The sequence below is a fragment of the Curtobacterium sp. B18 genome, assembly GCF_000333375.1.
Lineage (GTDB): Bacteria > Actinomycetota > Actinomycetes > Actinomycetales > Microbacteriaceae > Curtobacterium.
The window spans coordinates 1-13808 of record NZ_BACZ01000537.1 but is presented as its reverse complement, the minus strand read 5'-3'; the positions used below and the strand labels follow the sequence as shown (position 1 = coordinate 13808).

General features: G+C 71.1%; 15 protein-coding genes and 1 pseudogene. 1 reads left to right on the top strand and 15 read right to left on the bottom strand.

What is annotated here, in order from left to right:
- Window positions 1–25: 25 nt before the first annotated feature.
- Window positions 26–2542, bottom strand: a complete 2517-nt coding sequence (locus tag I5E_RS14525) for an ATP-dependent Clp protease ATP-binding subunit (protein WP_022907623.1) — start codon at window positions 2540–2542, stop codon at window positions 26–28.
- Between the two features lie 222 nt (window positions 2543–2764).
- On the opposite strand from I5E_RS14525, the gene I5E_RS14520 reads away from it, so the two are divergent.
- The gene (locus I5E_RS14520) at window positions 2765–3697 is read left to right on the top strand and encodes an NAD(+)/NADH kinase (protein ID WP_022907622.1); all 933 of its coding nucleotides are present in this window, start codon (window positions 2765–2767) and stop codon (window positions 3695–3697) included.
- A 167-nt stretch (window positions 3698–3864) separates the two neighbouring features.
- Here I5E_RS14520 and I5E_RS21875 read toward each other — a convergent pair whose 3' ends face one another.
- The 14 genes and pseudogenes from I5E_RS21875 to I5E_RS14455 form a co-directional block, all read right to left on the bottom strand.
- Window positions 3865–4572, bottom strand: a complete 708-nt coding sequence (locus tag I5E_RS21875) for a sigma-70 family RNA polymerase sigma factor (RefSeq protein ID WP_049973522.1) — start codon at window positions 4570–4572, stop codon at window positions 3865–3867.
- Window positions 4569–4982 (bottom strand): sigma-70 factor domain-containing protein, encoded by a 414-nt coding sequence (locus I5E_RS25625; RefSeq protein ID WP_049973521.1) that lies wholly within the window; start codon window positions 4980–4982, stop codon window positions 4569–4571. The genes I5E_RS21875 and I5E_RS25625 overlap by 4 nt, the downstream gene beginning before the upstream one ends.
- A 293-nt stretch (window positions 4983–5275) precedes the next feature.
- Window positions 5276–5443: a hypothetical protein gene (locus tag I5E_RS25620; RefSeq protein WP_022907621.1), complete on the bottom strand. Its 168-nt coding sequence runs from the start codon at window positions 5441–5443 to the stop codon at window positions 5276–5278.
- 63 nt (window positions 5444–5506) lie between these two features.
- Window positions 5507–5731 carry a hypothetical protein gene (locus tag I5E_RS14505; protein WP_022907620.1) on the bottom strand — a complete coding sequence of 75 codons (225 nt, stop codon included), beginning with the start codon at window positions 5729–5731 and terminating at the stop codon, window positions 5507–5509.
- Between the two features lie 63 nt (window positions 5732–5794).
- Window positions 5795–5998 (bottom strand): hypothetical protein, encoded by a 204-nt coding sequence (locus tag I5E_RS14500; protein ID WP_031262806.1) that lies wholly within the window; start codon window positions 5996–5998, stop codon window positions 5795–5797.
- A 98-nt stretch (window positions 5999–6096) separates the two neighbouring features.
- Window positions 6097–7317: a formaldehyde dehydrogenase, glutathione-independent gene (gene fdhA / locus I5E_RS14495; RefSeq protein WP_022907618.1), complete on the bottom strand. Its 1221-nt coding sequence runs from the start codon at window positions 7315–7317 to the stop codon at window positions 6097–6099.
- Between the two features lie 159 nt (window positions 7318–7476).
- Entirely contained in the window at window positions 7477–8997 is a 1521-nt protein-coding gene (gene lysS / locus I5E_RS14490; RefSeq protein WP_022907617.1) for a lysine--tRNA ligase, read from the bottom strand.
- Window positions 8998–9052: 55 nt separating this feature from the next.
- Complete coding sequence (locus I5E_RS14485) at window positions 9053–9745, bottom strand: Rossmann-like and DUF2520 domain-containing protein (RefSeq protein WP_261974956.1); 693 nt, start codon at window positions 9743–9745, stop codon at window positions 9053–9055.
- On the bottom strand, window positions 9742–11556 hold the full coding sequence (locus tag I5E_RS14480; protein ID WP_022907615.1) for a PH domain-containing protein: 1815 nt from the start codon (window positions 11554–11556) through the stop codon (window positions 9742–9744). Before I5E_RS14480 ends, I5E_RS14485 begins: the two co-directional genes overlap by 4 nt.
- 8 nt (window positions 11557–11564) lie before the next feature.
- Window positions 11565–12086, bottom strand: a complete 522-nt coding sequence (locus I5E_RS14475; protein ID WP_022907614.1) for a PH domain-containing protein — start codon at window positions 12084–12086, stop codon at window positions 11565–11567.
- Window positions 12087–12176: 90 nt separating this feature from the next.
- On the bottom strand, window positions 12177–12668 hold the full coding sequence (locus tag I5E_RS14470) for a DUF3180 domain-containing protein (protein WP_022907613.1): 492 nt from the start codon (window positions 12666–12668) through the stop codon (window positions 12177–12179).
- Window positions 12665–13225 (bottom strand): 2-amino-4-hydroxy-6-hydroxymethyldihydropteridine diphosphokinase, encoded by a 561-nt coding sequence (folK, locus tag I5E_RS21870; protein ID WP_042723915.1) that lies wholly within the window; start codon window positions 13223–13225, stop codon window positions 12665–12667. The genes I5E_RS14470 and folK overlap by 4 nt, the downstream gene beginning before the upstream one ends.
- On the bottom strand, window positions 13222–13623 hold the full coding sequence (gene folB, locus I5E_RS14460; RefSeq protein ID WP_031262804.1) for a dihydroneopterin aldolase: 402 nt from the start codon (window positions 13621–13623) through the stop codon (window positions 13222–13224). Before folB ends, folK begins: the two co-directional genes overlap by 4 nt.
- Window positions 13620–13808 (bottom strand): annotated as a pseudogene (locus I5E_RS14455) (dihydropteroate synthase); the annotation flags it as partial. The gene folB and the pseudogene I5E_RS14455, both read right to left, overlap by 4 nt.

The window sequence follows — 13808 nt, the reverse complement described above, 5'->3', positions numbered from 1 at the left end:
CTCCCGTCTCGTCTGCGGCTGGGTCCTAAGACTCGATCTCGCCCTGCGGAGCATCCGTCGCCTCGACGGCGGCAGCCCCGGCGAGGACCTCTTCGCGGCCCGGCTGACGCCCGGTCTCGAACTGGAACGTACCGTCGGTGAAGTCGACCTTCACGTGGTCGCCGGCGTTGAGCTCACCCTGCAGGATGTGCTCCGACAGCTGGTCCTCGACCTCGTGCTGCATCGCGCGACGCAGGGGGCGCGCACCGAGCGACGGGTCGAACCCGACCTTGATGAGCTGCTCCTTGGCGGCGAGCGTGAGCTCCACCGTCATGTCGCGGTCGAGCAGACGGTCGGCCAGGCGCTTCACGAACAGGTCCACGATCTGCAGCAGCTCGGGCTGCGACAGCTGCGGGAACACGATCGTGTCGTCGACGCGGTTCAGGAACTCCGGCTTGAAGTGCTTCTTGAGCTCCTCGTTCACCTTCGCACGCATGCGGTCGTAGCCGACACCCGAGTCACCCTCGACCTGGAAGCCCACCGGGCCACCGGCGATGCCCTGCGAACCGAGGTTCGTGGTCATGATGATGACGGTGTTCTTGAAGTCGACCACGCGGCCCTGACCATCGGTCAGACGACCCTCTTCGAGGACCTGCAGCAGCGAGTTGAAGATGTCCGGGTGGGCCTTCTCGATCTCGTCGAAGAGGACCACGGAGAACGGCTTGCGGCGCACCTTCTCGGTGAGCTGGCCGCCCTCCTCGAACCCGACGAACCCGGGAGGGGCACCGAAGAGTCGCGAGACGGTGTGCTTCTCACCGAACTCCGACATGTCGAGGGAGATCAGTGCACCCTCGTCGTCGAACAGGAACTCGGCGAGCGCCTTGGCGAGCTCGGTCTTCCCGACGCCCGTGGGGCCGGCGAAGATGAACGAGCCCGAGGGGCGGTTCGGGTCCTTCAGGCCGGCACGGGTGCGGCGGATGGTCTTGGACAGGGCCGAGATGGCCTCTTCCTGACCGATGACGCGCTCGTGCAGGGCCTTCTCCATGAAGACGAGCCGCGAGGTCTCCTCTTCGGTGAGCTTGAAGACCGGGATGCCCGTGGCCTGCGCCAGGACCTCGGCGATGATGCCCTCGTCGACGGTGCCGGACGCGGCGACGTCACCCGCACGCCACTGCTTCTCGAGGCGGAGACGCTCGCCGAGGAGCTTCTTCTCCTCGTCGCGGAGCGATGCGGCCTTCTCGAAGTCCTGCTCCTCGATCGCGGCTTCCTTCGATCCGCGGACCGTCGAGATCTTCTCGTCGAACTCGCGGAGCTCCGGCGGCGCCGACAGGATCGACAGGCGGAGGCGTGCGCCGGCCTCGTCGATCAGGTCGATGGCCTTGTCCGGCAGGAAGCGGTCCTGCACGTAGCGGTCGGCCAGGTTCGCCGCGGCGACGATCGCACCGTCGGTGATGGACACCTTGTGGAACGCCTCGTACTTGTCGCGGAGGCCCTTGAGGATGTTGATCGCGTGCGGCAGCGACGGTTCGTTGACCTGCACGGGCTGGAAGCGACGCTCGAGGGCGGCGTCCTTCTCGAAGTGCTTGCGGTACTCGTCGAGCGTGGTGGCACCGATGGTCTGGAGCTCACCGCGGGCGAGGAGCGGCTTGAGGATCGACGCGGCGTCGATCGCGCCCTCGGCAGCTCCGGCACCGACGAGCGTGTGGATCTCGTCGATGAAGACGATGATGTCGCCGCGGGTGCGGATCTCCTTCGTGACCTTCTTGAGGCGCTCCTCGAAGTCACCGCGGTAGCGGGACCCGGCGATGAGCGACCCGAGGTCGAGCGAGTAGAGCTGCTTGTCCTTCAGCGTCTCGGGCACGTCGCCCTTGACGATCGCCTGGGCGAGGCCCTCGACGACGGCGGTCTTGCCGACGCCGGGCTCGCCGATCAGGACGGGGTTGTTCTTGGAGCGACGGGAGAGGATCTGCATGACCCTCTCCATCTCCTTCTCGCGGCCGATGACCGGGTCGAGCTTGCCGTCGCGCGCCGCCTGGGTGAGGTTCCGACCGAACTGGTCGAGGACCTGCGAACCCTGCTGGGCGTTCTGCTGCTGCTCGCCGCCGACGGCGACCGCTTCCTTGCCCTGGTAGCCGGACAGGAGCTGGATGACCTGCTGGCGGACGCGGTTGAGGTCCGCGCCGAGCTTGACGAGCACCTGGGCGGCGACGCCTTCGCCCTCGCGGATGAGGCCGAGCAGGATGTGCTCGGTGCCGATGTAGTTGTGGCCGAGCTGCAGCGCCTCGCGCAGGGACAGCTCGAGCACCTTCTTGGCGCGCGGCGTGAACGGGATGTGCCCGGTCGGCTGCTGCTGGCCCTGCCCGATGATGTCCTGGACCTGCTCGCGGACGGCATCGAGCGAGATGCCGAGCGACTCCAGCGCCTTGGCGGCGACGCCCTCGCCCTCGTGGATGAGGCCGAGGAGGATGTGCTCGGTGCCGATGTAGTTGTGGTTGAGCATCTTCGCTTCTTCTTGAGCGAGGACGACAACACGACGGGCTCGGTCGGTGAATCTCTCGAACATGTGCTCTCCCTTGCCGGACCGGAGCTGGCCCGGTGACGTACATCGAGACTAACCAGCGCACCCCGGGTGGTCTGCCCCTGTTCGCCGTGGGCGTGACCTCGTTGCGTCCGGCGGGCAGGCGAGGGCCTGGAGGCGCGGTGCGGGTCCGGCACGCGGCGCGCGTCCGGCGGGCGGCGGCGCCACGACCGGGGTCGTCCCGGATCGGGTCGGTACCATCCGAGCATGGAGCAGCCCGTCGTCGGACTCGTCGTCCACCCGACCAAGAACGTGCAGGAGTCCGTCGCGACCCTGCAGCGCTGGAACGCCTCCGGCCGCGGTCGCCTCGTCGCCCGTCGGGCCGACGCCCAGCGCATCGGCGGTGGCCTCGACGTGATCGGCGACGAGGACTTCACGGAGGAGGTCGACCTCGTCGTCGCGCTCGGCGGTGACGGCACCATGCTCGGTGCGATGCGCCTCGTGGCGAAGCGCCCGGTGCCGGTGCTCGGCGTCAACTACGGCAACGTCGGGTTCCTCGTCGAGATCGAGCCGCCGGAGCTCGAGGGCGCGCTCGAACGGCTGTCCGCCGGCGACTACCAGCTCGAACCGCACCACGCGCTCGAGGCCCGGCTGTCCTGGAGCGGTGCGCGGACGGGCTACCTCGCGTTCAACGACCTCACGATCGTGCGGCGGCCCGGCGCGGGGCAGGTCTCCGCTGACCTCAGCGTCGGCGGCCTCGGGTACGGCTACTACCGGGCCGACGCGATCGTCGCCGCGACCCCGGCGGGCTCCACCGCGTACAACTACGCCGCCGGCGGACCGGTCCTCTCCCCCGCGCTGTCCGGCTCCGTCGTGACGCCGGTCGCACCGATGGCCGGGATCGACCGCGCCGTCGTCCTGGCCGCGCGCGAGCGCTACCGGTTCGACATCGCCGAGGGCACCCGCAGTGCCGCGCTCGAGGTCGACGGGCTCGTCGTCGGCGAGGTCGCGACGGGCGCCCAGCTCGACGTCCGCCTGCGGAAGGACGCCGGCAGCGTGGTCCGGCTCGACGCCGAGCGCCACGGCCGGACGGGCCGCGTCAAGCTCAGCCTGCTCGACCTGCCCGTGCGGCCGGACCAGCTCATCGAGCTCATCCCGCAGGACCTCCGCCAGAAGCTCGGGCGCGAGGTCGAGGAGTAGCGGCCCGGTCGCTCCGCGCGGAACGGTGCGACGCGCCCCCGGGAACGTGAATGGCCCGCTCACGCCGAAGCGCGAGCGGGCCGTCCCATCACCCCACCGGATCGTCTTCCCACAGAACGACCCGGTTCCCCGTGCCGGTGTTCGCACACCGACCGAAGTCATCCGACCTAGTCGGTCAGGTACAGCTGCATGTCCTGCGAGACCGCCTTGGCGAAGAGCCGCAGCTTGGCGCGGGACTCCACACGGCTGACCGCCTGGCGGGTCGTGTGGACGATCTTCGAGATCTCGTCGAGCGTCATCGGCTTGTCGTCGTCGAGGCCGTAGCGCATGCGGATCACGTTCGCCTCGTCGCTCGGCAGTTCGGCGACGATCGAGCGGATGTCACGGTGGAGCAGCGTGGTCTCGGTGAGCTCGTTCGGGGACGCGGCGTCCTCGTCCTCGATGAAGTCGCCGAGTTCGCTGTCGTCCGAGTCGCCGACGACGGTGTGGATCGACACCGGCTCGTGCGAACGGCCCTTGAGGTCGACGAGTTCCTCGACGCTCATGCTGAGCTCCGCCGCGACCTCGTCGGGCATCGGCGCACGGCCGAGGTCGACGGTCAGGTCACGCTCGGTGCGGGAGATCTTGTTGATCAGCTCGACCGTGTGGACCGGGATGCGGATGGTGCGGGCCTTGTCGGCGAGGCCACGCGAGATCGCCTGGCGGATCCACCAGGTGGCGTACGTCGAGAACTTGTAGCCCTGCGTGAAGTCGAACTTCTCGACCGCGCGGACCAGGCCGAGGTTGCCTTCCTGGATCACGTCCATGAAGGGCAGGCCACGCTGCGAGTAGCGCTTGGCGATGCTCACGACGAGGCGGAGGTTCGAGGTGATCATGCGCTCCTGGCGCGCTCACCGTCGCGGACCAGCCAGCGCAGTTCGCGCTGCAGGGTCTTCGCGAGGCCCTTCTCGGTGTTCAGCTTCTCCTCGGCGAAGAGGCCGACCTCGATGCGGCGGGCGATCTCGGCTTCTTCCTCGGCGGTGAGGAGCGAGAGCCGGCCGATGTGGCGCAGGTAGTCACCGACCTGGTCGACCGAGGCGCCGCGGACACCAGCGAGCTGCTCGTCGGCCTCGACCTCGGTGTCGAGCGTGGTGGTCTCGACCGCGGTGACCGTGGTCTTCGCTGCCGCCGTCTTCTTGGCACGGCGCGCGGCGGGGCCGGTGGTCGTCGTCTTCGGTGCTGCTGTTGCGATCGTCATGATGACTCCCTGCGTTCGACGGGTGATGACCTCGTTGGGGGGTGTCATGAGTAAAGCGGCCCGGAGGTGTACCCCACAAACCGATCGGATCGATTCTCAGGCTTCTCCGTGCTTCACCATGGATACCGTCCCCCGAGGGGTACAGCCTGTCGTCAGTCTGGTCCCCCTCGTCGCCGGAGAGCAAGGGGATGCCGCCGTGTTTCCGGCGTTGCATCGGTGTTTCTTGCTCGTTTCCGATCCTGTACCCCGGGCGGCCGCGTCGAGTGGACACGAAAAAGGGGTACGGCGGTCCGGATCGTCGCGATCCGATCGTCGTACCCCGAAAGCCGGAGGGGTGGGGGTCACCAGGAGGGTTCGAGCCACCCCTCGCGACGCTTCGAGACCTCGAGGTCGGCGTCCCGGTCGAACTCGTCGTACTCGCTCTCGATGTCGCCGACGAGGCTGCGCCCGGTGAAGACGCCGCCGCGGTTCGCGAGGACACCACCGGTGATGATCTGCGTGATGGACATGCCGACGATGCTCGCGCCGGTGGGCGACGTCGGGGTGAACGGCCGGTGACCGTGTCCGGACGCTCAGACGTCGATGTCGTCCTCGTCGCCGTCACCGTCGGGCCACACGGTGTCATCACGGGACGCATCGGGCACGGCGGTGTGGCCGAAGGCGTCCTCGGGGTCGAGGTCGGCGAGGTCGACGGGGTCGACGGGGTCGGAGCGGTCGACGAGGTCGGCGGTCGCGTCGGATCCCGGTCCGGCGTCGACGCCGAGGTGACGGTCGGCGGGCTCCGCGTCCTGGCGCATGCGCGTCAGGGTCGCACCCGGCGGTGAACGCCGGGTGAAGTCGACCGCGCTCGGGGCGCGGGACTACTCGGCCGAGGCCGGTGCCGGCGCCGGGACCCCGTGCTCGCGCTCGAAGCGGGCGCGCTCCTCGGCCTCGACCTTGGCGTAGGCGGCACGCTCGGTGCGGTCGGCCCGCATGATGGCGCGCATCACGAACCAGAAGATGAGGCCGACCACGACGGTCGGCGTCAGGGCGAAGATGATCCCGGTCACGACTCCATGCGGCACGCGAACATGGTACGCCCTCGAACCCGTATCGCCCCCGGCAGCGAGCAGCCCGGCCGCCCGTGAACGGACGAGCCGGGCTGCCACCGGTGCGTGGTCCCTCACGCGGCGGGGATGAGCCCGTTCGGGTTGAGGACGTACTTCGTCGCCGCGCCCTTGTCGAACTCGGCGTAGCCGCGCGGGGCGTCGTCGAGCGAGATCGCCGTCGCGTTGACGTTCTTCGCGATGCTCGTCCGGTCGTGCAGGATCGCCATCATCAGCTGGCGGTTGTACTTCATGACCGGACACTGGCCCGTGGTGAACGACAGCGACTTCGCCCACCCGGTGCCGAGGCTCAGGGACAGTGCGCCCTTCTGCGCCGCCTCGTCGATGCCACCCGGGTCGCCGGTGACGTAGAGCCCGGGGATCCCGAGCGCCCCACCGGCGGCGGTGACGTCCATGAGCGAGTTGAGCACCGTCGCCGGCGCCTCGTGGTCCGACCCCGAGCCGTGGCCCTTCGCCTCGAACCCGACGGCGTCGATGCCGCAGTCGACGAGCGGTTCACCGAGGATCTGGTCGATCTGGTCGGCGGGGTCGCCCTTGGTCAGGTCGACCGTCTCGCACCCGAAGGTCCGCGCCTGGGCGAGCCGGTCGGCGTTCATGTCCCCGACGATCACGACGCTCGCGCCGAGCAGCAGCGCTCCCGTCGCGGCGGCGAGACCGACCGGCCCGGCACCCGCGACGTACACGGTCGACCCGACCTCGACACCGGCGGTGACGGCGCCGTGGAAACCGGTCGGGAAGATGTCGGACAGCATCGCGAGGTCGAGGATCTTCTCCATCGCCTGCTCGCGGTCCGGGAACTTCAGCAGGTTCCAGTCGGCGTAGGGCACGAGCACGTACTCGGCCTGACCACCGACCCAGCCGCCCATGTCGACGTACCCGTACGCACTGCCGGGACGGTCCGGGTTGACGTTCAGGCAGATGCCGGTCTTGCGTTCCTTGCAGTTCCGGCAGCGCCCGCACGCGATGTTGAAGGGCACCGAGACGACGTCACCGACCTTGATGAACTCGACGTCCCGCCCGACCTCGACCACCTCGCCGGTGATCTCGTGCCCGAGCACGAGGTTCGCCGGTGCCGTCGTCCGGCCGCGGACCATGTGCTGGTCGCTGCCGCAGATGTTCGTCGCGATGGTGCGCAGCACGGCACCGTGGTGGACCTTGCGCCCGACGTTCGCCGGGTTGACCCCGGGTCCGTCCTTGAGCTCGAAGGTCGGGTACTCGGTCTCGATGACCTCGACCTGACCAGGCGCCTTGTAGGCGACCGCGTGGTTCGTTGCCATGGTGATCCTCCTCGATCCCTGGCACCCCGGGACCCGACGATCGACCTGCGCTCGCCCCCACGCCGTCGTGGGGAGTCCTCGTCCGGGGCGTACCCGGGACGCTACGCGCACGACCGTGGGCCGCGCGCAGGCAGCGGGCGACGGTCAACCGCTCGCGCGCTACTTGACCAGCGGGAAGAGGATCGTCTCGCGGATGCCGAGGCCCGTGATGGCCATGAGCAGCCGGTCGATCCCCATGCCCATGCCGCCCGAGGGCGGCATGGCGTGCTCGAGGGCCCGCAGGAACTCCTCGTCGACGCGCATCGCCTCGAGGTCACCCCCGGCGGCGAGCTTCGCCTGCTCGACGAACCGCTCGCGCTGCACGACCGGGTCCACGAGCTCGGAGTACGCCGTCGCCAGCTCGAAGCCGCGGATGTACAGGTCCCACTTCTCGACGATGCCGGGGCGGCTGCGGTGCTGGCGGGTGAGCGGCGAGGTGTCGACCGGGAAGTTCATGACGAACGTCGGACGGTCGAGCGAGTCGATGACGAAGTGCTCCCAGAGCTCTTCGACGTACTTGCCGTGGGTGGCGTGCGCGACCTCGACGCCCTCGGCCTCGGCGAGCGCCTGCAGCTCGGACAGCGGCGTCTCGGGGGTGATCTCGCGACCGGCCGCCTCGGACAGCGAGCCGTACATGTCGATGCGCGGCCAGTCGCCGCCGAGGTCGTAGGTCGTGCCGTCGGCCCAGGTGACCTCGAGCGAGCCGCCGGTCACCGCGCGAGCGGCGTTCTGCACGAGCTCCTGGGTGAGGTCGGCCATCTGCTCGTAGTCGCCGTACGCCTGGTAGGCCTCGAGCATCGCGAACTCCGGCGAGTGTGTCGAGTCGGCGCCCTCGTTCCGGAAGTTGCGGTTCACCTCGAAGACGCGGTCGATGCCGCCGACGACGGCGCGCTTCAGGAAGAGCTCCGGCGCGATGCGGAGGTAGAGCTCGGTGTCGAAGGCGTTCGAGTGCGTGACGAACGGCCGGGCCGAGGCGCCGCCGTGCTGGGTCTGCAGCATCGGCGTCTCGACCTCGAGGTACTCGTGGTCGGTGAAGGTCTGCCGGAGCGACGCCATCACGGCGGCGCGGGCGCGGACGGTGGCGCGGGCCTCGTCGCGGACGATGAGGTCGAGGTACCGCTGGCGGACCCGGGTCTCCTCGTTCAGCTCGTTGTGCAGGTTCGGCAGCGGCAGGATCGCCTTCGCCGCGATCTGCCAGTCGTCGACCATGATCGACAGCTCGCCCCGGCGCGAGGAGATCACCCGGCCGTGCACGAACACGTGGTCGCCGAGGTCGACGAACTCCTTCCAGCGGGCGAGGGACTCGTCGCCCACCTCGGCGAGGGACACCATCGCCTGGATGCGCGAGCCGTCGCCGGACTGCAGGGACGCGAAGCAGAGCTTGCCGGTGTTGCGCGAGAACACGATGCGTCCGGCGACGCCGACGACGTCCTGGGTCTCCTCGCCGGTCTCGAGGTGGGCGTACTGCGCGCGCACGGCGGGGATCGTCGTGGTGATCGGCAGCCCGGCCGGGTACGCCTCGATCCCCGACTCGAGGAGCTTCGCCCGCTTGTCGAGCCGGACCTGTCGCTGCTCGCTGGTCTCCGCGGCGGCGATCTCGTCGGCGGAGGGCTCGGTGGCGGGTGCGGTCTCGTCGGTCATGCTGGTGCGGCTCCGATGGTCGTGGGGGTCCCGGAAATCGTACAGCGCGGCCGGTCTAGAGCGTCGCCTGCCCGTCGGCGGCCGCGAGCGCGTTGTCGACCGCCGTGCGGACCAGCGCGCCGAGCACCCGCCCCGGGTACTCCACGCCGATGCCGGACAGGGTGCCGGCGGACTGGTCGACGATCGCGGTCGAGAAGCTGACGGCGGCGCGGACGGCGTCGGCGTAGGCGGGACGGTCCTGCTCGGTGACGACGAACGGCTCCGCGCCCATCTCGACGACGAGCGCCTGGGCGATGGGGAGCACGGGCGCCGGCGCGGTGACGGCGCAGTACGCGTCGCGGAGCCGAACGAGGTCCACGCTGTGCCCGGTGAACGCCATCGCGGGGTGGATCGCGAGCGGGATCGCGCCGGCCGCCATCGCGGGTGCGAGGATGCCGACGCCGTGGTCGGGGCTGGTGTGCACGACGAGCTGCCCCGGCTGCCAGATGCCCGCGTCGGCGAGCCCCTGCACGAGACCCGCGAGCTGGTCGTCCGGCACTGCGAGGAGCACGAGCTCGCTCCGCTCGACGAGGTCGGGCGTCTCGAGGACCGGGGCACCGGGGAGCATCGCCTCGGCGCGGTCGCGTCCGGCATCGGACACGGCCGTCACGCCGACGACGGCGTGCTCCGCGTTCGCGAGGGCCGCCCCGAGGACCGGTCCGACGCGTCCGGCTCCGAGGACGCCGACGCCCAGTCGTCCCGCCCTCACCGCGCGGCTCCCGGCGGTGGGACCGCGCCCCACGGCGATCCGGGAGGCGCGGTGCCGGTCGGTCGCGCCGGCTCGGCACCGCCGGCGGCTGGTTCCGGCGACCACCCGCGGGGCGCGACGGACGCGGCGGGGGCGTGCTGCGCCTGGTGGCCCGCAGGACCGTCGACCGCAGCGGGTGCGCCGGGGGCGAACCGCGCCTCCCGTTCGCGCCAGCGGTGCGACGTGTCGGCCGCAGCGGCCTCGACCGCGCGGGCCGAGGTGTCCGACCACAGCCGCTGCGCGTCCCGCGCGTCCAGCGCACCGATGCTCGCCGAGACCGGACCCTGCACCGTCTGCACGTGCACGGTCGCCAGTCGCAGCACGCGCTCGAGCGGCCCCTGCGAGACCTTGACGCTCTGCACCCGCGGCAGCGGCACGATGACGAGCGACCGCCAGACGGCACCGAGCCGGAGCAGGACGGCACCGGGGACGAACCGGTACCCGTTGCGCCGGAACGCGAACGGGCGGAGCCACGCGCCACGGCGTGGGGAGTGCACGAACCCGCCACGGTCGCCCGTGGTGGTGAGGCTGTCGTCGACGACGTCCACCGCCACGGCCGAGCCCTCGCGCAGCTGCTCCTGCGACGCGGCGGGACCGGCGACGGCGGTGCCGACGAGGCCGGGCAGGATGATGTCGAGGACCTCGCGCACGTCCCGCGTGGTGCCGACGGGCAGCACGATCGACGAGACCTGCTGGTTGTTCGACGCCCCGTTGCCGGCGTTCGTCGCACGGTTGATGCGGACGTCCCACCAGCCGAACGGTCGCCACAGCAGCGGCTGCGCGACGCTCACGGCGTGGATGCGACCCGGCGGCAGGGTCTCGTTCGAGGTGGACACGAGCCCGAAGCCGATCCGGATGCCGTCGCGGGTCTCGGCGATCGTGTACTGCAGCGAGCGCGAGAACTTGCGGACGTAGTAGCCGCCGGCGCCGATGACCGCCGGGAAGAGACCGAACAGGATCCCGTACTCGCCGGTGAGCGCGACGCTGACGATCATCGCCGCGACCGCCGCCAGGATGAGCACGGTCGTGCCGGACAGCAGCATCGAGGCGATCAGCCGGCCGGGGTGCACCTTCACGATCCGGGTCGCGCGGACCGCGGCGGGGTCGAGCTCGGGCGAGAAGATCTCGTCGACGCGGTCCTGCAGCACGCCGTTCGAGGCGCGGGCCGGGTCGTGCTGCCGCTCGTCGTCCTTCGCGCCGGAGGCCAGGACGAGGATGCGCTGCCGCAGGTCGTCCGCCGCCCGCACGCCGAGGTACGCGAGCTGCACGTTGGCGTCGTTGCCGGCCTGCGCGATCTCGAGCTTCGCGGTGCCGAAGATCCTCGGGACGAGCGGCCGCGAGATGTTGATGCCCTGGATGCGGTCCAGCCGGGCCTTGCGGTTCGTCCGGAAGAGCACGCCCGAACGGACCTCGACGATCTCGCCCGTCACCCGGAACTCGTGCATGCGCCAGGACAGGTAGAAGAGCCCGATCAGCACGACGAGCACCACCACGATGCCGAGCAGCACCCAGCCGACGACACCGTGCTCGTAGACGTACCGCACCGGGTCGCCGTCGTCCTGCGGGCCGCCGCCGGGGATGAAGAACTCGACGAGCTGGTCCCGCAGGCTGTTCAGCACGTAGCCGAGGACCACGATGAGGAAGATGCCGCCCTTGAGCAGCGGCGTCAGCGGGTGCATGCGGTGCCACTCGCCGTCGGTGAGCGGCGCGGCAGCGGCGGCGTCGCCCCGGTGCGGCGGAGCGGGCGGCGGCGGGCCGGGTCGGAACGTCATCGGACCCCCTACAGCCCGGCGCGACGGGACTCGGCGAGCTCGACCAGCCGATCGCGCAGCTCGTCGGCGTCGGCGAAGGGGATGCCGGGGATCCGGACGTTGGTCGACGCGGCTGCCGTCACGAACTTGAGCTCGCTCATGCCGAGCACCCGGTCGAGGGGTCCGCGGTTGACGTCGACCAGCTGCATGCGGCCGTACGGGACCGCCGTGAACCGCTGCCACATCAGGCCGCGTCGCAGGATCAGGTCGTCGTCGCGCAGCGCGTACCCGATCGCCCGCACCCGACGGGGCGTCAGGACGGCGGTCACGAGGGTGACGATCGCGACGGCGATGCCGATGAGCGTCCAGACGGTGCCGGCGGTGCCGGTGAACCCGCCGCTGACGACGCCGATGATGACGCAGCCCGCGGTGACGACGGCCCCCACCAGGACGGTGCTGACGAGCTCGGTCCAGACGAGCTTCGGCGACACCCGGGTCCAGGTGGTGCCGGTCAGGCCGAGGCCCGGCTCGTCGAGTCGTTCACGCGGCATCGCGGGCCTCCTGCGGTCGGGTCGTGCTGGGTACGCCGGGTGGGGGCGCCGGCGGCGTGCCGCCCCGGTGTCCGTGTGCCTCGGTCGTGGTCAGTGTGCCTCGGTCGTGCCGCCCCGGGGGAGGTCGTCGTCGTCATCGTCCCCCGGAGGAGCGATGCACATGCGTTCGGCGACGAGTGCGCACACCGTCAGCACGAGCCCACCCCCGACCGCCACGGCGTTCGGCAGGACCGAGCCTAGCGAAGGGAACGCCGACCGGGTCAGGAGGTAGACGAGGAGGCCGGCACCGAACCCGCCGAAGAGCGCGCCGGCGATGCTCGAGGCCTTCGCGAGCACCACGACGCGGGTCGCGTAGAGCGGGTCGACCGAGCGGGCCCTGGCGGCGCCGTCGCGTGCGTGCCGCCGGACCGGGCGGGCCATCAGGACGACCGCGATGCCGATGAACGCGAGCGTCACACCGAGGGGCGTCGCGAGGAACAGCGTCGGCGCCTGGCGCGAGGCGAGGACGGCGTCGAGGGCGAAGCCGGCGACCGCGGCGACGACCGCGACGCTCAGCAGGGTGGAGGCGCGGGTGGGCTTCACGAGGCGGCTCCGGCCGCGGGGTCCGCCGCGGGCCCGGAGGCGCGGCTCGGCTCGTCGAAGAGGCGCGGCTCGTCGACGCGTTCGGTGTCGTCGCCCACCTGCGCCAGCAGGTCGGCCACCGGCCCGACGCCGGGCAGCACCGCGCCCGGGTCGGCGTCGTGCCACGGCGCGAGCACGAACGCCCGCTCGCCGGCGCGCGGGTGCGGCACCGTCAGCGTGGCGGTGTCGATCGACAGGTCGTCGTAGGCCACCAGGTCGAGGTCGAGCGTCCGGTCGCCCCAGCGCACCTCGCGCGTGCGGCCGTGGGTGTCCTCGATGCCGTGCAGGGCGTCGAGGAGCTCCTGCGGCTCGAGGTCGGTGTCGACGACCACGACGGCGTTCCGGTACCGGGGCTTCGAACGGTCGGGGCCGTCGAGCGTGACGGCGATCGACTCGACCTCGCGGCTGGACGCCACCGGTCGGACACCGGGCAGCTCGGCGATCGCCGTGGCGGCGGCGCGCAGGGTGCTCCCCCGGTCGCCGAGGTTCGCGCCGAGGGCGACGACCGCCCGGCTCACTCTTCTTCCTCGACGGCGGAGCCCGGGGCCCGGACACCGCCACGGGTCCGTCGGATGCTGATCGACACGTCGGTGAACGGCACCGTGATGGGCGCCTGCGGCTTGTGCACCGTGACCTCGGTCGCCAGGGCCGCGCGGTGGGTGAGCACGGCGGCGGCGATGCGCTCGGCGAGGGTCTCGATGAGGTCGACCGGGTCGCGCTCGATCTCGGCCACGACCTGCTCGGCGAGCACCCCGTAGTGCACGGTGTTGTCGAGGTCGTCGGTCCCGGACGCGACGCGGGCGTCGACCTCGACCGCGACGTCGACGACGAAGTCCTGGCCGTCGGCGCGTTCGTGGTCGAAGACCCCGTGGTGGCCGCGTGCGCGGACCCCGGTCAGGCGGATGGTGTCCCTCATGATCGAGCTGCCCTCCAGGCGTCCCAGACGTCGAGCACGGCACGGGTCGGTGCGGGGTCGTGCACGCGCACACCCCACGCCCCGCGTTCGGCGGAGAGCAGGCTGATGGCGGCGGTGGCGAGGTCGCGGTTCCTTCGGCGGGCACCGGCAGCACTGCCGACCCCGTCCAGGAACCGCTTGCGTGA